Source organism: Mycolicibacterium chengduense (assembly GCF_033741155.1).
Taxonomy (GTDB): domain Bacteria; phylum Actinomycetota; class Actinomycetes; order Mycobacteriales; family Mycobacteriaceae; genus Mycobacterium.
The window spans coordinates 649,880-670,371 of the sequence record NZ_JAWQNH010000004.1; the positions used below are offsets into that span (position 1 = coordinate 649,880).

Annotated in this window: 11 protein-coding genes, 1 tRNA gene and 1 pseudogene; 6 read left to right on the forward strand and 7 right to left on the reverse strand. The window is 62.6% G+C overall.

Going from position 1 to position 20,492, the window contains the following annotated elements; genetic code table 11:
- Positions 1–8 precede the first annotated feature (8 nt).
- Genes SBI67_RS18170 through SBI67_RS18180 form a run of 3 tightly spaced genes read right to left on the reverse strand, consistent with a single transcriptional unit; the run spans position 9 to position 5,328 of the window.
- Positions 9–2,351, reverse strand: a complete 2,343-nt coding sequence (locus tag SBI67_RS18170; protein ID WP_318981884.1) for a glycerol-3-phosphate 1-O-acyltransferase — start codon at positions 2,349–2,351, stop codon at positions 9–11.
- A complete protein-coding gene (locus SBI67_RS18175) occupies positions 2,348–3,862 on the reverse strand; it encodes an HAD-IB family hydrolase (protein WP_318981885.1) in 1,515 nt (504 codons plus the stop codon). Before SBI67_RS18175 ends, SBI67_RS18170 begins: the two co-directional genes overlap by 4 nt.
- Complete coding sequence (locus tag SBI67_RS18180; protein ID WP_318981886.1) at positions 3,859–5,328, reverse strand: wax ester/triacylglycerol synthase family O-acyltransferase; 1,470 nt, start codon at positions 5,326–5,328, stop codon at positions 3,859–3,861. Before SBI67_RS18180 ends, SBI67_RS18175 begins: the two co-directional genes overlap by 4 nt.
- Before the next feature lie 142 nt (positions 5,329–5,470).
- Between SBI67_RS18180 and SBI67_RS18185 the strand changes: the two genes are divergently transcribed.
- A tRNA-Arg gene (locus SBI67_RS18185) sits at positions 5,471–5,544 on the forward strand.
- 47 nt (positions 5,545–5,591) lie between these two features.
- Here the strand turns inward: SBI67_RS18185 and SBI67_RS18190 are convergent.
- Positions 5,592–6,434 (reverse strand): tyrosine-type recombinase/integrase, encoded by an 843-nt coding sequence (locus tag SBI67_RS18190; RefSeq protein ID WP_318981887.1) that lies wholly within the window; start codon positions 6,432–6,434, stop codon positions 5,592–5,594.
- Positions 6,435–6,883: 449 nt separating this feature from the next.
- Here SBI67_RS18190 and SBI67_RS18195 point away from each other — a divergent pair, with 449 nt between their 5' ends.
- Positions 6,884–10,699 (forward strand): NACHT domain-containing protein, encoded by a 3,816-nt coding sequence (locus tag SBI67_RS18195; RefSeq protein ID WP_318981888.1) that lies wholly within the window; start codon positions 6,884–6,886, stop codon positions 10,697–10,699.
- 53 nt (positions 10,700–10,752) lie between these two features.
- Here SBI67_RS18195 and SBI67_RS18200 read toward each other — a convergent pair whose 3' ends face one another.
- Positions 10,753–12,105 (reverse strand): hypothetical protein, encoded by a 1,353-nt coding sequence (locus SBI67_RS18200; protein WP_318981889.1) that lies wholly within the window; start codon positions 12,103–12,105, stop codon positions 10,753–10,755.
- Positions 12,106–12,278: 173 nt separating this feature from the next.
- Positions 12,279–13,215, reverse strand: a pseudogene (locus SBI67_RS18205) (IS481 family transposase).
- A gap of 135 nt (positions 13,216–13,350) precedes the next feature.
- Between SBI67_RS18205 and SBI67_RS18210 the strand changes: the two are divergent.
- The 3 genes from SBI67_RS18210 to SBI67_RS18220 all read left to right on the forward strand — a co-directional run bounded on the left by SBI67_RS18210 (position 13,351) and on the right by SBI67_RS18220 (position 17,021).
- Positions 13,351–13,824 carry a DUF4160 domain-containing protein gene (locus SBI67_RS18210; protein WP_318981890.1) on the forward strand — a complete coding sequence of 158 codons (474 nt, stop codon included), beginning with the start codon at positions 13,351–13,353 and terminating at the stop codon, positions 13,822–13,824.
- Between the two features lie 204 nt (positions 13,825–14,028).
- The gene (locus SBI67_RS18215) at positions 14,029–14,889 is read left to right on the forward strand and encodes an Abi family protein (protein WP_318981891.1); all 861 of its coding nucleotides are present in this window, start codon (positions 14,029–14,031) and stop codon (positions 14,887–14,889) included.
- Between the two features lie 224 nt (positions 14,890–15,113).
- The gene (locus tag SBI67_RS18220) at positions 15,114–17,021 is read left to right on the forward strand and encodes a hypothetical protein (protein WP_318981892.1); all 1,908 of its coding nucleotides are present in this window, start codon (positions 15,114–15,116) and stop codon (positions 17,019–17,021) included.
- 670 nt (positions 17,022–17,691) lie between these two features.
- Here the strand turns inward: SBI67_RS18220 and SBI67_RS18225 are convergent.
- On the reverse strand, positions 17,692–18,864 hold the full coding sequence (locus SBI67_RS18225) for a Fic family protein (RefSeq protein WP_413232515.1): 1,173 nt from the start codon (positions 18,862–18,864) through the stop codon (positions 17,692–17,694).
- Positions 18,865–19,064: 200 nt separating this feature from the next.
- Between SBI67_RS18225 and SBI67_RS18230 the strand changes: the two genes are divergently transcribed.
- Positions 19,065–20,489 carry an SDR family NAD(P)-dependent oxidoreductase gene (locus SBI67_RS18230; protein WP_318981894.1) on the forward strand — a complete coding sequence of 475 codons (1,425 nt, stop codon included), beginning with the start codon at positions 19,065–19,067 and terminating at the stop codon, positions 20,487–20,489.
- The last annotated feature ends 3 nt before the right edge of the window (positions 20,490–20,492 follow it).

Sequence of the window (20,492 nt, forward strand, 5' to 3'; positions counted from 1 at the left end):
GGTGGCCTTCAGGCGTCAGCGGCCTGCTGCGCCGCTTTCTCCCGCTGGTAGAACTGGGCTCGCGCACCAGCCTCGACGGTGTCCATGTCGGTCAGGATGTCCCGCAGTTCCCTCAGGAAATCGGCCCGTCGCTGCGACAGGTCGGGTGCCCGCCCGAGCAGCTTCTGATCGGCCGCCACCTGACGAGCCGTCGCGAACAACAACGCCGACACCGACTCGTTGCTGCGCACCCTGCCTTGGGCCACCTGCTGGCGCCCGACCCCGAGCGCCAGCTTCGTCAACTCCTTCTCGGAGATATCGGCAGGCGCGTCGCGCAGCACGTCGGCGACGATCTCGTAGGCCTCGACGAACGGCCGCAACATGGCCGAGCCGAGCAGCGGCCGTTTGGCCCTCAGCAGAGCCTCGCTACCCTCGCGGCCCGAAGCGATCTGCTCTTCCCAATCCTGCGTCCACGACATCTCTTTGGTCAGGTTGTCCCGGAACGTCGCCGAATCGGCGAAATAGAACTCGAACTTCAGCAGATCACGCAGCCGGGCCGTCTGCGCCCAGAACACCGCGAGATGATCGGATTCGGCACGCGCGGCGTGCGCCAGAGCCAGCTCGATGATCGAGGTTTCCAGGAAAGACGCGATCAGGGAATTGCGGTAGAAGGCCGCCTCATGTTCGTTCTCCGGCGCGATCCGCCACACCGGCTCGCGGCCGCCGTCGATCCGGGTCACCGGATGCCCGCCCGACAACGCGTCCACCGCGGCCCGCACCCCGTCGACAGTGCGCAACCGCAGGGCACTGTTCGTCATCGGAATACCCTTGCGCTCAAGGTAATCCAGTGAATCCCCGAACGTGCGGTGCAGCTGCCCCAAGGTCAGCGCGACACCACGGGTGGTGAGCAGCAGTGCCGACACCAGACCGGTCGCATTCACCGGCGTGACCTGCTGGATACGCCAGGCCACCTCGAACGCCATCTTCTGCATCGCCAGACGTTTGGCGTCCGGGTTGGCGTTCATCGGGCCGCCCGGCTCCCCCAGGTACTGGCGCATCGAGACCGCCTCGGGGAAACGAACATAGATCTTGCCGTAGTTGCGCTCGCCCTGCGCCTTGACGAAGTTGTACAGCCAGCTCAGTCCCTCCGGCGTCTTCTCGCCGCCGCGGGCGTACGCCGCGTACTCCTGGGTCTCGTGCAACTGGTCGAAACTGATCGACACCGGCTGCAGCAGGATGTCCTCACTGCGGCCGTCCAGGTAGGCGTCGGCGACGTAGGACAACAGGCCCAGCTTGGGCGGCAGCATCTTTCCGGTGCGCGACCGGGTGCCCTCGATAGACCAGTTCAGGTTGAAGCGCTTTTCCACGATATAGCCGACGTACTGGCGCAGGACGTACTTGTACAACGGGTCATCGAGCTTGCGGCGCAGGAAGATCACCCCCGAGTGCCGCATCAGCGGGCCCATCACCCCGAATGACAGGTTGATTCCGGCGAAGGTGTGCACCGGCGGTAACCGGTTCTCCTGCATGGCAACGGGGACGATCACCCCGTCCAGATACGAGCGATGCGAGAACAGCAGCACCGCGGGATGGATCTCGAGGGCGCGGCGCATGGTTTCGATCTCGGCGCGATCGTAGTCGATGTTCGGGTCGAAGCCGCGGCTGAAGATGGCCCGCCCCAGCGTGGGGATGAGGTCCACCGAGAACCGGCTCCACCCGGTGGACAACTCGTCGAGCATCTCGCCGGCCTTCTCCACGGTGGCCCCGGGGATCTTGTCCAGCCCTTCCCGAAAACGGGCTGATGCCAACATCTCCGGTTTGACCAGTCGCGGCGATTTGTACTCCGGGCCCAGCAGCCTCAGCTCGACCCGCTCGATGGCCAGGCTGGCGCGCCGGAGCACGAAGCGGGCGAACTCACGCGGGTTTTCGGCGGTGGTGGTGTCGTTCCATTGTTGACGCAGCTCGGACACCTTGGCCGGTTCACCGGCGACCACCCGGGCCCGGGACGCATCCTTGCGCAGGATGCGTCGCTGCAGTAGTTCGGGCGGGCGGTAGGTATCCCGCCCGGAGATGAGCGCCACCACCTTGGATCGAGTGGGCAATCCGCCGGGCACCCAGAACACCCGCACCGGAACCACCGACCGATCCTGGTCGGCGGAGAGCTTGTCGACCAGCTGAGCCAATACCGTCGGCGGCGGTTCATCGGAGTCCGGCAGGTGCAGCACCTCGACCCGGGCTTCCGGCCGTTCCCGGCGCTGCTGAGCCAGCCAGTGTTTGAGCAGCTCCTCCTCGGCCGGCGAACCGACCGAGGCGAGCACCAGCGTGTCACCCGTCGGGCTGAAGCCCTCGATGTGGGCGGAAAGCCTTGTCATTGGCGGTCTTTCGAGGCAGAGGGCTCAGGGGCGTCGGCACCGCGCTTGTACAACGGGACCTCCGGCAGCTGATCACGCGGCCAGGACGCCAAGGTGTCGAGATAGAGCTGGCGGACCTCGGCGATCCGCTCGGCCAGATTGTCGTGGGTCCAGTCGTCGGTGGGGATGGGCGGGAACACCGCGACGTCGACCTTGCCGGCGTTGAAGGTGTTGGCATCCCGCGCAGCGACGACTTCGGCGTTGCGGATCACGATCGGGACAATCGGGATACCGGCGGCCATCGCAATACGGAACGGCCCCTTCTTGAACGGGCCGACCTCGGTGGTGTCCAGCCGGGTGCCCTCCGGGGCGATCATGATGGAAAGCCCTTTACGGGCAAGCTCTTCCACTTTGTGCAGTCCTTCGACGGCGGCTTGGGTGTCGTCGCGGTCGATGAACGCGGCGTCCATCACCTTGCCCAGCGGACCCATCAGGGGATTGCGCTCGAGCTCCTTCTTGCCGACGCTGGTGAAGTTGTCCTGCACCAACCTGCCGGCAATGAAGGGGTCGGCCTGGTTACGGTGGTTGAAGATGAACACCGCGGGCCGCTGTGCGGTGAGGTTCTCCTCGCCAAGCACGTTGAGCTCGATGCCGGTGGTCAACATCAGCAGCTTGCTCCAGTTCGAGGTGAAGAAGTTCACCCCCACGCGCTTGTTCCGGGTGAGCAATCCCAGCCCGACCGCGCCGGCGGCCACCGTCGGGATGGTGGCCAGACCGGCCAGCGTGCGTAATTGCGCGACCGGGCTGCTGCCGCTGCGGCTGCTGAACCGCAGGATCGGCCAGCCTCGTTTCAGAGCGACGGCGGCCAGCTTGCCGCCGGGGTTGGTCGGGCGGGGGTTGCCGACCACGTACATCAACGCGACGTCCTCGTCGCCGTCGGCATAGAAATAACTCTTGGTCAGATCCACCCCGTTGGCGGCCGAAAAGCGCTGCACAGCATGCGCTTTTCCGTGTCCCCAGATGATCGGCTGCTGCACCTCGCCGGTGATGAGACCGTCGTCGTCCACCTCGAACTTGTTGCACAGCACGTTGTCGATGCCCAGGAAGCGAGCAACGGGTTCCACTTGCACGGTCAGCGCCGAAGAGCTCAGCACCACGGTGTGCCCGCGCGCCATATGCGCCTTGATGATCGACCGCATCTCGGGGTAGATGCGGTTACGCACGTGCTGGACGAACAGCCGCTCCCCCAGTTCGTCCAGATCCGAGAGCGAGTTGCCGCGCAACATCCGCGCACCCTTGCCGATCAGGTCCTCGAACTCGGAGCGACCCAATTGATGGTTGAGCCCGGCCTGCACCATGCCGATGAACTCGCCAACGCTCATCTGCCCGCGGCGCAGCCGGTCCTGGGTCATCAATACCCCGGTGAACCCGGCCACCAGCGTGCCGTCCAGGTCGAAGAACGCGCCGACCTGGGGCCCCGGCGGACTGGCCTCGATCTCGGCGACCGTGCCCGGCAAACGTGCCTCGGTCATTTATCGGCACTTCCGTTCGGCGACACGGCTTCCGGAGCGGTGAAGGATGCCGCCTCGGCGCGGCTGTCCCCGCCGAGGGCCAGGATTTCGTCGAACCCGCGGAGCAGGCAGCCGGCCCACAGTGCGTCGTCGTCAAATGCAGCCCGGTCGTAGCGGGTGGTGACGGTGATGAAACCACCGCGCGATACCAGGACGGTCATCATCGCCACACCGGGCAGCGGACCGAGCCCGCAGTGCCGCAACACCTTTGCTCCGGCGATGAAGGTGTCGCCGGGATACACCGGCACGTTGCTGGCCTGGACGTCGGAGTTGACCACCGAGCCGGCGGCCGACTCAAGGACGGCGTCGGGCAGGAAACTGACGAACGGCGCCAGGGTGCCGACCATGTCCATGGCGCGTTCCTCGCGCTTGTCGGTCATCTGTGAGCGGATCGCCTTGATCCGTTGTTCGGGGTCGGCGATGCCGACGGGTGCCGCCAGATTGATTCCGGCAAAACGATTTCCACCGGCCGGATCGTCTTCGGCGCGCAGATTCACCGGGACCGCCATCGGCAGCGTCTCGATCGGGATGCCCTTCGCTTCGTGGTAGTGCCGCAGTGCGCCGCACAACCCGGCCAGGTATGCGTCGTTGATGGAACCGCCGGCAGCCTTGGCCGCCCGGTGGAAGTCGGAGAAGACGATGTCGATGGCCTCGCTGCGCGAAGACAGACTGCGCCGCCGCAGCAGCGGTGAGTGGTCGGCCACCGGCCGGGACACCCGGGCGGTCGACAGTGCGTAGTCGACGACGCCGCTGACCGTCGCGGCCGGGTCGCGCACGACGTTGGTGACCGCGTGTACCGCACCCCCGAGCAGACCGAGCACGCTGTTGGTGATCTTCATCGGGAGTCGGTTGATACCCATTCTCATCAAGTCGTTGGACGACAGATCCTGTGGAATCGGTAGGGGCGCAAGCTCGCCGATCGGGGTATCCCGTTCGAGGTTGTAGATGTTGGCGAACATCTCGACGGTGCCGACCCCGTCGGCGACGGCGTGGCTCAGGTGCAGGATGGTGGCCGCGCGACCGTCGGCCAGGCCCTCGACGAGGGTGGCCGTCCAGAGCGGACGCGTGATGTCCATCGGCGTCTGCAGCGCCACCTCGGCCAAGTCGAGCACCTCCCGGAGCGTGCCCGGCTCCGGAGCGCGGACCCGGCGCACGTGGTAGTCCAGGTTGAAGTCGGGGTCCACCACCCAGCGCGGTGCCGCCGTGGGCAGTGTCGGCATGACGACTTTCTGGCGTAGCCGCAGCACCTTGCGGGAGGCCTGCTCGAACACCGCGCGGAACTGCTCCCAATCAGGGGTCAGGTCAAGCAGCTCGACGCCCATGATTCCCGATCGGGTGCGTGGGTTGGCCTCACCGCGGTGTAGCAGCGTGTCGACGCCGTTCAGTTTCTGGGGCAGCCCCGCCGCATCCAACGGCACGTTGCTCATCGCGCGCACTCCTCCTGCACGGCGCTCTCCCGTCGGCCGCCATGCAGCGTCCACGCTAGTCGGCTGGTCACGAGCGCGGGACGGCTTTGCGGGTGTGACAAGTTCCCGCCATCCAGACGCGGGTTAGAATTCAGCCGCGTTTGCCTCCGTAGCTCAGTTGGATAGAGCAAGAGCCTTCTAATCTCTAGGTCGCAGGTTCGATTCCTGCCGGGGGCGCTGGTCAGAGATGGTATTTAGCCGTACTGAATAAGGTCGGTCGGCGTTTATTCGGCGTTTATAGCGGACCTGAGTTGTCGGCGACGGCCTTGTCCAGCAGATTCGCCACCTCGTTGTGGACCCGGCCGCGGCTCATATAGCGGTCCTGGGTCATCGACACTTTGGCGTGCCCGAGATTGGTCGGCGCCTATGCGAGCCGACCGTCCCGCGTCGTTGATGAGCGTCGCGACTGTCTTGCGGAAGCTGTGCGAGCTGATGTCGGGGACGCCCAATTCGTCGCGAATTCTGCGCCACTGGCCGGCGAAGTTGTCGGGGTCACGCAGGGTGCCATTTGTAGAGGGGAAGATGACCGATTGCTGTCCGAGGTACGGCAACTTCCGACGCTCGGTGAGCGTCGCGATGGCGAACGTCGGCAGCGGGATGACCCGTCTTCCGGCCGCGGTCTTGGTCTCATCGACCCGAACGAGGCCGTTGGCCTTTTCCCGGATGACTTTGCCGGAGACGGAGATCGTGCCGGCCTCTGCGTCGAAGTCGGTCCACTGAAGCGCCAGCAGTTCGGAGCGGCGTAGCCCGGTGGCAATCAGCAGCGTGATCGGGTCGGTCAGGTCGCGTCGGCGGCAGACCTCCGACGTCCTCAGCTTGGTCAGCAGATCGCGCAGCTGGTCCGCGGTGAGCGCGTGGGCGCCCTTGGGCTGTTTCTTCGACTTGATCGCCTGAACGTCGCGCACTGGGTTGGAGCCGAGGACGTTGTTGAGGACGGCGAGCTGGAGCGCTCCGCGCAGCAGGGTCCTGGATTGGCGAGCCATGACCGCCCCGTGAGCGGTGCGCATTGACCGCAGAGCCGCGTCCAGTATGGCAGCCGACGCCTCCCCCACCTTCACGCCGGCCATGAACTTGGCCAGCTTGGTGGCCCGTGCAGCGGTAGGTGTCGAGAGTGCGGGCCGAGTGGCCATCCTCGGACAGTCGTTGGCTCTGCTCACGACCGACATCGCGGAGGGTTCATAGGCCTCTACGTTCGATCAAGTGCGCGCTAAACCAGCGTTTGTACTCCACGGAGTGCCACCACTTGAGGTAGCGGAAACATTCCCCACGGGATGGCGGCGACGTTACAACTAAGCTAGTCAAGGTAATGACACACTCACGCCTTTCTGCGCAACCTGAGTTGCCGGCCGCAGCGTCGCCCCAAAGTCGAGGCGGCGTTAGGTGGGTTGCGCCGGTTGGCTCAACAATCCCGCGCACCGATGACGGCCTTCTTGACCTCGAAGCACTAGACCGCGTCTGGTACACGGGCGATCGACCTCGGCATTCCGGTGAACTAGTGGGCGTAGGTCAGTCCTACGTGTTGCTCGCGCCGGGCGGAGCTGGCAAAACTACCCTCATTGAAGCCCTGCAGGCCGAGGAACTGTTCTCCACGTCAATCGACCTCAGACTCCACTCCCGCCGATCAGTTGCCGAACTTGTCGACCTGATACCTACGAGCGCGTCTCCGGCCGACGGGACGCAACCGACCACTGTGTTCGTCGATTCCATCGACGAGGCTCTACAGATCGACTCCAACATTGGTTACATGTTGGTGAAGTTGGTCAGCCATCCCCGCTTGGCCCATGTCGCGTGGCGGTTCGCTTGCAGGCCGAGTTCTTGGACCGTCGATTTGGCAAACGGAATGCGCACAGCGCTGACTGGCTTCGAAGAACTGGAACTACTTCCGCTGAGCTTGCTCGACCTCCATGGACTGGCTCAAGGCGATGCCGAAGACTTTCTGCGAGATGCTCAGCTCGCCGGACTGACACGCTTGCTGGCGCTGCCGTTGCATGCCGTGAATCTCCTGGATGACTGGCGGACCAGAGGACGCATGCCCTCCAATCGGTCGGAAGCTATGCAACATGCAATCACCCGACTGCTCACCGAAACGAGCATTACCCGGCCGGCCGAAGAACTCGACCGACAACGCCGACAGCTTGTGGCGGAAAGATTGGCTGCCACTTCAATCTTCTGCAACGTACACAGCTACGCCCCCAAAACGTCTACGACCGAGCAAGACTCGTCAATCGCGGTAAGCTCTCTGCCAACTCAAGAAGAACCCGACCTGGCCAGCTCACCTCTGACACTGGGCCATTTCAGAGAAGTGCTCGGCACTGGGCTTTTCGTCGCAGCTGGGCACGGCACAGTGACCTTCGCCCACCAGTCATATACCGAGTTCCTCGCCGCGCAGTACCTAATTCGTCGCAGCGTCAGCGGTCAACGGCTCGTCTCCCTGCTGGGCGCTGACATCAACGGAATAGCTCCGGGACCCATGATCGAAGTACTTGGCTGGCTATTAGCTTTACACGCAACGGTTCCCGAAAAATTGATCGCGAGCAACGCCGAGCAACTGCTGGGTACCACTGGCTTAGAGCTGGTGGGCGACCAGGTTCGCGAGCGAATCGTCGAAGCACTACTCGCCGCGGCTGCAAATGGGACGATCGATTATGGATGGCGTTCAGAAACGACTGTCCTGGCTCACCCCGAGCTGGCCAGTCAGCTCCATAAGGCAGCGCAAGAAGCATCGAATCCTGCAGTGGCGTACTGGATTTGTCGAATCGCGTGGCAATGCGGCGCCGCGGAGGCTACCGACGACCTCTTCGAGGTTGCATTCAATTCCTCCTGGCCCGATGTAGTGAGAGCAGAGGCCGTTAAGGCCTTCGCCGCGGTCGCCCCTCGAAACCGGCTGTCCCAATTGGCGCCACTGCTTGACCTGGGCGCTGACGAAGACCCCCTTGACGAGATCCTCGCAGCAACCCTACGAGCGTTGCTTCCCGACGCTGGCAAATCCGATCACATCCGCCGAGCGCTCCGGCCCCAACGTGCTTCCAATTATATTGGTGCATACAGAATTATTCTTAGCGAACTACCCACACTGCTACCTGATAGCGACGTTGTTGCTACCTTTACCGACGCCCTGACCAGACGGACACAGCAAAGCGATCATGCCTTCGACGATCTGCTCACTGGCCTCCTGCGGCGTGCGTGGGAGATTAGAGACTCTGCGGTGGCCGAAGCACTCGGTAGAGCACTAGGTAGCGACCGACTAGGCTTCCCTCCGTCATTGCGACGTGAAGGTCTCCCTTGGGATGTAGACGATGATCCTGAACTACGACGCATCATGGCCGTTGCGGCGCTTACAGCGCACGAAGACTCGTTCGCCGCTGTCTATGACCTACGTATGCTGACGGCGTCAGATCTAGTTTGGTTGGTGGACTGGATAGGCGATGCTGCACCACCGGAAGCACTGGAAGCCTCCCGAATCGTGCTGCGGCATTTAGCCTGGTACCCGGCCGATGCCGCGGCCGCCGATCGCATTCTCGAGCTTGGTGAAGACCATCCCGCGTACGCGGCCATCTCAGACTTCCAGGGTTCTGATGACATCGACACACGCCCTGACTGGGTTGCTCGCGAAATCGAATACGCGCGAAGTCTGCCGACCGAAGCTGAGAGTGTCTCCGACGTCCGCGAAGCGCTAACTGAAGCCCAAGCCGACATCAGCCGCTGGTGGCACCTCGTCACTGCGCTGGCAGACCCAGTAAGAGCCGATGCCGAGCAGTTGCTCGAGTGGGATTTGACCAGTCGTGCTTTGTGGCCCGCGCTAAGTGCGGCCGAACAGGAGGAGATCCTACGACTTGGACTCAACTACGTCCGTTGGAGACATCCCAGCGTTTCGAGTTGGGAAAGCAGACAGACGCTAACCCTCGACATCGCGATGCCCGACTGGGCTGCAGTGTTTCTCCTCGCGACCCTCGCCGTGCGCCGTCCGAGCCTGCTCGCCGATGTCGAACTGACCACGTGGGTTACCTGGGCTCCGGCGATCACAGCAATGCCGCCGTATCTGAAGGGAGGCAGCTGGCAACGCGAAACCCGTGACGCGGCGCCGCAGGCGGGTCGCGAAGCTATTGACACAGTGTTCCGCGAACGACTTCAAGAAGCTGCAGATGCAACGCTCGACTATCACCCCTTAGCAGACTTCACCGATCAGCGTCACATCGCGATCATCGAGGGCATTGCCCTCAGCGCCGATCGCCCCGCGAACCGTCGCTCTTCTGCTTTGACGACGCTTGCGGAGCATGCCCCCATGCGAGCACTCGATATCGCACGTGCGGCCCTGAACGACGACACCCCACCCCCGGCCGTCTTGACCACTCTCGCCAGACTTGCACCGGAGGAACTGCTCGCTCGATGGTTCACTGAGGACCGGCCCATCGAGCTCGAGTATCTACGCGACGTGAACATCGATTATCTGTCGAATGATTCGGTCAGCGCGTTGACCGCCAGGTTGCTCGACCAGTTTCCGATGGCCAACGATCCAGATGACCTAGCCATCGTCGGTTCGAGCACTCCAGAGTCAACTGCACGCTGGGTCCGGACGCGTCTCCTGCAGGCGATGGCCGGCCGCGGCATGGTCGCATCCCTTGATGCACTCGGGCGTGGTCTTCCATCAAGAGACAGCGATTACATTCAGCACCTTCTCCGGGAAGCGCGCATTCACGAAGCATCGGCGAGCTGGAATCCCTTGCAACCAGCAACCCTTTTCAAGCTGGTCGCGAGCGGGGATGCCCGGTTGATCCGCGACAGCGCATCACTTCAAGCATTGCTTATTGAAAAGATCGGCGAGATCCAAGACGATGTTCGCCGCCGGGCCGCGTTCCGAAGCGTATGGGACGGAGAGCCCGGAAAAGAAGGTGCGTCTCCCAAAAGTGAAGACACAGTTTCAGATTGGCTAGCCGAACAGCTACGCCTTCGACTCCAGCCACATGTCGTACTCGACCGTGAAATACAAATCACACGACATAAGGAAGCTGGCATCGGGACTCGGATAGACATCACGGCGACCGCTGGAGGTACTCGCGTGGCCCGGGTTGTCTTCGAAGCCAAGCATGTCAACAACGCCGGACTAACGACCGCGATCGATGACCAACTTGTTGACAGGTACATGAGCCCAGGCGCGTTCGACTACGGCATTTTCATCGTCTACTGGACCGCGCCGGAACTAAGACCGCCATCCTGGACCCGGAAGCACCGGGATGCAGAGGTGCTCGCCAAAAGCCTGCGCGTCCAGGCAGAACGTCATCTGTCACACAAACACATCGAAGTGATCCTCTTCGACATCGGCCCTGCGATCTGATCCTTCGACCACCTTCTACGCCGACGCTGAGCGCTAAGCGGCAATCGAGTCGGTCAAACCTCTGCTGATTCAGCGTCCGACGAGATTGCCGACGGGAATAAGTAAGTAGCCCAAGCACTCTCCAGTATTGGATTTCGTTTGCCGTCGCCAGTGTGGATGCCGAGAATTCCTAGCGCCGTGTTGGGAGCGCGGTCCTGCATCAATCTCAGAAGAAGCTCTTCAACGTGTTCGCCGTGTGTGACGAGCGTTTCGAGTTCGCGTGCACTCAGCGCCGCGACCGGCACATCTGTCGCAGCGCCAGCTGTGATTGTCGCCCCGTGCTGTTCGACGAGGTAGGCATTTCCAATGTACGAAGGCTCAGCCGAGATGACCATCGCCAAAAGTGGCCTATCGCTGGGAATGTCCGCGAACTCCGCAGTTCCGGCTGCGACGTTCTCGACCGAACGTCTTAGTTGATCGTAGGCTCTCTCTATCGCCAGGAACAGCTCCTTCGGCAGAGCGAGATCACCGGCCCGCGCTGACAGGCTTAGTCTCTTGAGCTTGCACTCGACGAGAAGTACGAGTCCGGGCATTACTACAAACCAGTCGATGCTCTTCATACTCTTTCCCGCCCCGTAACGAATTTCGGGATGCACTTCCGCGCCGGCTATAAGCCGGAGATTGCGTCCGACGTAGCGCTCGAAGAGCCAACCCAATTCGGTAGCGAACCCTGGACCGTATGTCGCGATACCGGGGTAGTAAAGGCCTCCCGGAGTGACTGTCCGCATGATGAGCCTCGGTGCCGGGGCAACTATCGATCCGTCGTCAAATGCCACAAACGGCGTTCGAACCAATGGGTTGTAGTCGTATTTCGCAAGACGCTTGTTCCCGTGTGTGTTCGCATTGAAGTCAGCCTTCATCTCCGATCGAGTTGCCGTGAGACGGCTGACAGTTGTTTCAATGTTCGACCGCGAATACATAGCGAGCACGTCTCTAAAGTTTTCCTGGTCAAGCCATCCGGGGTTGTAGGATCCGCCATTCTGATAAGCGCCAACTTGTAGAACGAAAGTCGCACCAATGGCCTCTCGGAGCGATATGCCACCCAGAACATGAGCGATCGATGCCTCCGAAAGGACCTCAGTGTCAATCTCTTGGAGCCCTTCGATGAGGAGTGCATGGGACCGCGCAAGTTCTTCGAAAATAGACTCCTGCCACGGGAACTGCTCATAGAGAATGGGCGTGAGGAGCGCTAACGCAAATCCTTTATCGCCCGGCACCAAATCGGGCATAACCTTCGAATTGAAGAGTCGGACCAACAATCGAGTGACGGCTTCGTCGGATACAGTCGCTCTTCGGTTCTCGTTTCCCCATAGGAGCGACTCACGAGCGATCGTCGCTAAGCCCCACGGAGGCACTTTTCGTTTCACCTCGTCAGAGTAGGGAGGCTCCCCTAGCGCGGCAGAAATACGAGCAATCGCCGGAACGAGCTCGCTGGGTCTAAAGGCTCGACAAGCTTGGACGAACTCCGGATAGCTCCGATTCCGCGTCGAGTGGCCCATATTGGAACGATACAATCGTGAGCGATCTAGCTGTACTGACCTTAGAGGTTAGGTACACGGCTGGCTGGTGGTTGACGGCCGAGTGCGGTGTGGCCGCGATGGTGATTGTAGGCGTGCAGCCAGCGCGGATACTCCTGGCAGCGTTGCGCGTCGCTGGTGTAGAGCCGGGCGTAGGCCCATTCATCGGCCAGAGTTCGGTGGAAGCGCCACCTTGCCGTTGGTCTGCGGTCGATAGGGGCGGGTGCGACGGTGCTCGATACCAACCAGTGCGTCACGGAATACGTGTGACCGGTAGCAGGAACCGTTGTCGGTCAACACTTTCCGCACGATGATCCCGCACTGGTTGAACCAAGCGTTGGCGCGTGTCCAGAACGCGGCAGCGGTCTCTTTGCGCTCGTCAGCCAACAGTTCGCTGTAGACCAGCCGGGAATGTCCGTCGATCGCGGTGTGGAGGAAGTGATAGCCACGCACAAGACGGCGATTGCGGTGTTGGCCCGGTCCTCTGCTGGCCTGCGCGTTGCGGTTCCCCACGCTGCGCCCCTGCATCCGCCATCCACCGCCGGTAGGGACTTTGCCGACTTTCTTGACGTCGACGTGGACGAGGTCTCCGACAGCCTTGGATTCGATGCGCCGGATGACGCGGCCCGTCGGGCGGTCCAGCCAGCGCAGCCGGGCGACCCCGTAGCGGGTCAGCACTCAGTGCACGGTCGAGGGATGAATGCCCAGCAGATAGCCGATCCGGGCTGGTCCCCACCGGCGCAACACCCGGACCTTGATAATGCGGCGCTCGGTACGGGTGGGCGTTTGGTGGAGGCATCGGTGCGGTCGTGAGCTTCGATCGGCCATGCCGGCCTGGCCGAGCTCTCGGTATCGCGAGGCCCAGCGCTGGGCCGTGGTGACCGCGACCTGGAAGCGTTCGGCCGCTCGTCGCAGCGTCCAGCCGTCCTCGACGACGCAACGGGCCAGACGCAGTCCCATGACCCGACACTCGTAGACCGGATTGAAAGGAACCAGCGTCTGGCGTCGTTGTCGGTGGCTCACCCGGCCGTGTGCATTAGGCAGGTCAATGTCCGTGCGCCCCGTTCTGCACCCCTGCTCAGTAAGGTCGCCGGCATGAGCAGGTATCCAGGGAATCCATGGTGGGATCAGGACTACGACGTGCCGATCACCATAATGAGCCGATCCGAGTGGGACGAGGCCGCGGCGGCCGGGTACGTCACCCCAGAGCATGTCTTCCTGCGTCTGCGGAATGCCGCAAATTTCGCGTTCGGCAATCCGATCGGGATCGCATTCGACGAGGACGGGTTCGTGGTTGCACTGACCTCGGCGGGGTTCGCTCTTGAAGGTGGGGTCAAGCTCTCCGTGCACCCGAACGACCACCCGCCACCTCATGTGCACGTAACCATCAGCTCGCACCCCAACGCGAAGATCCGGATCGAGCTGACGACAGGCGAGTTACTGGATGACCTGCCGCGCGGCCTCGCTGCCAAAAAACTCAAGGGCATTCAGTCAGCGGTGCGTGAAAACCATGCGGTGCTTGCGGGTTGGTGGAGGGACTACCACGGTGGCCCTATCAACGTCGGCTAATGCCGAGGCTTCACGGCATACGACAGGCCCAATACGCGGTGCCGACTGCAGACCTGCCGGTCAGCATGTAACCTGAGCTGGCCCTCGAGTCTGGTGTTGGTTGAACCCTCGGCGGGCCTGCGCTACACTCTCCGTAACGATGCCCGCCAAGGCTAGAGCGAAAGCTTCCTTACTTCGGCGGGCGTTTTACTATCATCTGTGCCGGTGAAGCCCTTCCACAGTATCGACCAGCAGATCGAAAAGCTGCGCGCGAACGGTCTGATTGTCGATGAATCACCAGAAACGCGGCGCTTTCTCGAGGACCATAATTACTACCGGTTGAGCGGATACTTCAGATATTTCCAGCAGAATCCTCAGGCCGGCGAGAATCAATTTGAATCTGGTACCGATCTTGCCAAAGTGAGGACCGTATACGAATTCGATCTCCAGCTTGCCGCGCTGCTGCGAGCTGGGCTTGCGGAATTCGAGGTTGTGTTTAGGTCACGACTCGCCTACCTAATGGCGAAGTCATCGGGACCGACCGGATACCTTTACGAGGAGAACTATGAAAACCCCAACGGGACAACCCGCGATAAGCTCCTGAAGGATATCCAGGACGACATGAACCGCTCGGAGGAGCGGTTCGCCAAGCACCACGCGCAGCGCGGCGAATCAATGCCCATTTGGGCGGCTGTCGAGGTCATGTCGCTTGGAACCACTTCAAGAATGTATGGACTCGTTGCAGATGTCGACGGAGTGTACAAACCAATGGCGGAGGGATTTGGACTCACTACACGGTATTCACGCAAGGTGTTCCGCTCCATTACTGTACTTCGGAATGTCTGTTCACACCACGGACGCATTTGGAACCGCATGGGTATTGAACTTGATACCCCGCCCCCGGCACGAGGAAAGGGCGACAATAAGGTCATCCACGTGAACACGCCGTGGGCGTGGTGCGTGACATTAGTGTATCTCGTAGGACAGATTCGCGGCAACGGCAGTTTCTACGACGAATTCTGGGACTTTATCGAGCCACAAGCTGACTGGCTCGTTCAAGGACTCACAGGCGTATCGCCGAAATAATCCGTCTTGGGAATCGCGAACGGCCGTTAACTGCTCGCCGGCCGGTAGCGAACCCCGTAGTTTGCCGATCAAGGAAGTTGTCTGTCGACTCCGATCCGCGAACCGCAAGCGTGGGCCGTGAGCACTCCACTCCTACGTTCGACCTTGCCGCTAACCGAGCAATCTCGACTTCACGATCAAACCAATTAGCAATTGAATCAGTTGTTGTCGTCCAGAATCAGTCTGTGAATGAAGCGATCCGAACACCGGAGCCTGAGGTCAACGAATGGGTGGCCCGACTGGCCGACGCAGCTCGCAGGGGCGCGGTCCTCGACTTGGCTCCCGGCGAGTCGGTCGACCCGTCCGAGGCTGCAGCTTGGCCGCCAGAGCGCACCATCCCGGGGGCAGCGCTTCGAACAGTGCTCACCGACCCGACTCTCAAAGTCGACCCACAGGGGCTTCGTATCAGAGGTGCGCTGTTTTTGCAGCGCCTCGATATGGAACACATAAAGTTTCCTTATCGGCTGAGTTTCGCTTTCTGTGCTTTCAATGCAGGACTGAATGCCGTTTTAGCACAACTATTTCACGTCGAGCTTGTTCATGCCTTCGCGAAAGGAGAAATTCGCTTGGCCGGTGCCCGCATCGACGGCCAGCTCAACCTGACCAGCGTAAACCTAAACAATCCCCAAGGAACTGCGTTGAGTATCGGCGGCGCATATATCACCGGAGGTGTTGTCGCCAAACAAGGTTCGCGGATCTGCGGATCGGTCCGCGGTACGGGTGTTCGCATCGATGGGCAGCTCAATCTCGACGGCGCCAGCCTCGACAATCCCAACGGAACAGCCCTAAGCCTGGATGGCGCGAATATCGCTGGGGGTATGTCCGCAAAAGATGGGTTTCACTCCGAAGGGGAAGTCCGCGCTGTGGCGGCCCAGATTGCTGGCCAGCTCAACCTGAACGGCGCGACCCTCAATAATCCCGGCCGCATTGCGCTAAACCTCGACGGTGCACATATCGCTGGAAGCGTGCTCGCCACCGACGGTTTCCGCGCCCGAGGGCAGGTCCGCGCTTTGGTCGGGCGCATCGACGGCCAGGTCAACTTGGCGGGCGCCGTCATAGACCACTCAGATGGGACCGCACTGTTTCTCGATCATGCGCACGTATCCGGAAGCTTGCTCGCCACCGACGGTTTCCACGCTCAGGGGGAGATCCGCGGTGTGGGTGCCCGGGTTGACGGCCAGCTCAGCATCAAAGACGCCGTCCTACAAAACCCGAACGGAAGCGCTCTCTACCTTGAGCGGGCCAGGATTGGATCCCTGCATTTGCAACCACGCACCTTCCGCGGTGCGCTGAATCTAATCCGGGCCACCATCACTGACGACATCAACACCCTCGAAAACCCGCCCGCGCCACTAAACGCAACAGGCTGGTCTGTCGGCGATCTCCATGGTCCGCTGCGCGAAGATTGGCGTCGGGCGCGGACCTGGCTGGAAACTAACGAGGTGCTCGAAAGGCGTACCAGGCCGACGCCCAGGGGCGAAAGGACGTCTGCGAGGGTGTCGGTTCAGCCCTGGCACGCACTAGCCGACGTATATGACCGCAACGGCGATCCCGCGGGTGCAAGGCACCTACGGCTTGCTGCGGCCCGGCAAGTTACGCGCCAATCACCCTCGCCCACTCGAACTCTGCGCTGGATATATTTCGCGGTAGCCGGTAACGGCTACTACCCGCTCGTGGCGATCATCTGGATGTTAGCGATCCTGCTCGCCGCGTTGTCGCTAGTGGCGGTGAATCGCGAAGACATCGCCCCCACCGACTCAGCTGCCGCCAGAGCTGCTGTCCTGCAACACTTCGGGATCACCCCGGAAACGAAAGGAACTGAGCTAGCGGCGAAACAGCACGAAGCAGACAGGTTCTTGCCCGTAACCGCCGAAACACCGTGCGAAGTGCACCCAGATTATCCGTGCATGGACTCCTTCACCTTTGCTGTCAATACAGTTGTTCCGCCCGCTTCCTCCACCAACCGGGACTGGATCGTCGCTTCCGATGCGACCTTGGCGCTCTCCGCACTGCTGCCGCTACTGAAGCTGATCTCGTGGGCATTAGCGGCACTCTTACTCGCCGGGGTGACAGGGCTTCTCCGGAAGAATTAGCCGTATCAGCACCTGGCTGAGTTGAGCTCATGATCGTTATCCAGAAGTGGCTGCTGGCCGCTCACGTGTGAGCGGAGGGTTGCTCCCGAGGTAAAACCGACCTAGGTGTACGGCGTCGCCGGGAGACGAGGGAGGCACGAGTGGTCCCAATCAGGGTGCCCTGGCGATGGCTAACCTGACGCCTGAGCTTGACGGCGTAAGCCTCGAAATCGAATCGGTGAGATCCTCACTCGCGGCCGCGTCTTCTTGGCGCTCTGGCAAGGCTATTTCGGGAAGACGAGCAAGACCAACCGCATCCGCTCCTGCGCGTCGAGGTTCAAAAGTTCTGGCCGTTCGAGGACACGATTGAAAGTGTCGATCGCCAGTCGTCCGGCCTGCTCGAGAGCTGCCCAACGCCGTTGGCGATTATTCGGCGCTAATGACCAAGAATCGACCGGATCCAGCCAGTCCCAGGCCGAATCAGTCAGAGCCAAAAACCAACATCTACCAGTGCAAACAAGCACATTTCCGGAACAGGTCGGCACCCCAAATTCCAGATCCCTAGATCGCAGGTTCGATTCCTGCCGGGGGCGCTGAAAAACAGGGGCGCTGGTCAGAGGCGGTATTCAGCTGTGCTCCACCTCGGGAAGTCGGACCGTGCGCCGGCGCTCAGGAGTGCGTTTCGCGACGCTCATCCGCGTCGGCCGGCGCGTTCGGCGAACGCATCGAGCGCGGCAAGCACTTCCGGGGACCGCCAGACTCTGTTGCGAGGTCCGTTGGTGGCCTCGATGAGAATCCCCGCTTCCGTGAGCGGGTTGAGGTACCTGTGAGCATTGGTCGATTCAATGCCCAGCTGTTCCGCCACGAGGACCGCGTTGACGACCGGTCGGCGGGTCAACAAATCAGCCACCTTCCACACCGCGGAGTCCGACCGCGCGGTGATCACGCCGTTCCAACTCTCCCGGATCTCGCGAAGGTCGGCGACCAGTTCTCGCCCGTTGACAATCGCCGAAATCGTTGCTTGCGAGAAGCTCTCGATGATCGGCGCGGCGTCACCGTCGCGGTAGCTCGTGAGTGCGGCGAAGTATGCCTCGGTGTCGGCGAGCAGCCCGGCGGAGACCGGCACCGTCACCTGCCGCGTCAAGCCCTTGTTGCGCAGCATCGCTTGCACCAACGCGCGCCCCGTCCGACCGTTGCCGTCGGTAAACGGATGGATCGTCTCGAACTGTGCGTGACTTACCGCGATCTGCGGCAGCGCGGGCACGTCGGCCCGCTGCGCGAACGCGATCAAATCATCGATCGCCCCCGCAATCAGCTCATGGCGCGGGCCGACGAACGTCGCTCCGATCGGAGTGGACCCACCGCCGATCCACACTGGCTCGGCGCGGAACTCGCCTGGCGTATGACGCGAATCGTCCACCATCAACGCCCGATGCATCGCCCGGATCGCGTCGGCATCCACGGCGTCGGACAGCGCCATCGCCGCTTGCATCGCCGCCGTGTTGGCGACCACCAGGGTCGCGTTCCGCTTCGCCTTCCCGCCGGGCAACTCGGCCTCACCGATCGCGCGCGCAGAGGCGGTGAGATTTTCGATCTGCGAACTCGCCGCGGACTCTGACCGCAGCAACACTGACGCGAACGGTGCGATCTCGCCCCCGAGTTCGGCATCGAACCGCGCAATCTCGCGACTGGCCGACTCAGCGTCAGCCAACACTGCCGGTGACACGGCGAGAACCAGCTCCGCAATGGTCGCCGGCACCGCGGGGTAATAAATGCCGTACCTCGGTCGGGCCGCGCTCGAGTACCGCCTGCCCTGCGGCTCCCAGCGGACCTCCTCGCGCGTGACCGGTTCAAGTGAAGTCACCTCCGCATCTTAACTTCACTTATCCCATTAAATGAAGTTATTGTTCCTGTCTGACTTCACCTGGCCCGGACGAGCCGCTCTGGTCCGCCCACAGCAACACGAAACGCTGCCGCACCCCGGCCACGCTGCCGGTTTCGTCGTCGCGCCGGTGTGAGCGCGCCGATTTGCCGCGCCTTCGGGCGGGCTGGCACCCTTTCACGGTGACCTCGATCGATCCGGAAAAGCTGAGCACCTGCCTGCAGGTGCTCGCCGAGGTCGAATCGTTGCCGCCCGAGCACCCCGACGCCGTTGCCGTACGGCGCGCGACGGCGGGCATCTGGAAGTCGGTGCGCAAGGCCCGCCGGCACGCCAAACGCGACGCGGTGGCAGAAGCCGACAGGGCCGTCATCGCCGCGACCGCCACCGGCGCGCCGGGCCGGATCGACGACGAGACCGCCGGGATACCGCTGGTATCGGCGGCCACCGGCGCCACCGCGGGCACCCTGATCCGGTCACGCGCCTGCTACATCTGTAAAAAGCACCACACCGTCGTCGACGCCTTCTACCACCAGCTTTGTCCGGACTGCGCGGCATTCAGCCATGCCAAGCGGGATGCCCGCACCGACCTCACCGGCCGCACGGCGCTGCTGACGGGCGGCCGCGCCAAGATCGGCATGTACATCGCGCTGCGGCTGCTGCGCGACGGCGCACACACCACCATCACCACCCGCTTCCCCAACGACGCGGTGCGGCGCTTCGCCGCGATGCCCGACAGCGCGGACTGGTTACACCGGCTGCGCATCATCGGCATCGACTTGCGCGACCCCGCGCAGGTGGTGGCGCTGGCCGACACCGTCGCCGAGCGCGGTCCCTTGGACATCCTGATCAACAACGCGGCCCAAACGGTGCGCCGGGCCCCAGGCTCGTATTCCGCCCTGGTCGAGGCCGAGCGCACCCCGCCGGCCGAACTCGCGCAGGTCGATGTGGTCAGCTTCGACCGGGTCAGCGACGCGCACCCGGCAGCCCTGGCCGGCAGCCTGTCCGAGCATCAGACCCCGCACGCGCTGGCAGAGCTGGCCCTGACCGCCCGCAGCGCCTCCCCGGAACGGATCGCGGCCGGCGTCGCGATCGACGCCGGCGGACTGCTGCCGGACACGGCATCGGTCAACAGCTGGACCCAACGCGTGCACGAGGTCGACGCGATGGAGCTCCTCGAGGTGCAGCTGTGCAACCAGACGGCACCGTTCATCCTGGTGAGCCGGTTGCGGCCGGCGATGGCCGCGTCCCCAGCCCGGCGCAAATACGTGGTGAACGTGTCGGCCATGGAGGGGCAGTTCGGCCGCAAGTACAAGGGGCCGGGTCACCCGCACACCAATATGGCCAAGGCCGCACTGAACATGCTCACCCGCACCAGCGCCAAGGAGATGCTGGAGCAGGACGGCATCCTGATGACCGCGGTCGACACCGGCTGGATCACCGACGAACGTCCGCACCCCACCAAACTGCGGCTCGCCGACGAGGGGTTCCACGCACCGCTGGATCTCGTCGACGGCGCCGCTCGCGTGTACGACCCCATCGTGCGCGGCGAGGCCGGCGAAGACTTGTATGGCTGTTTTCTGAAGGATTACCGGCCCAGCGACTGGTGACGC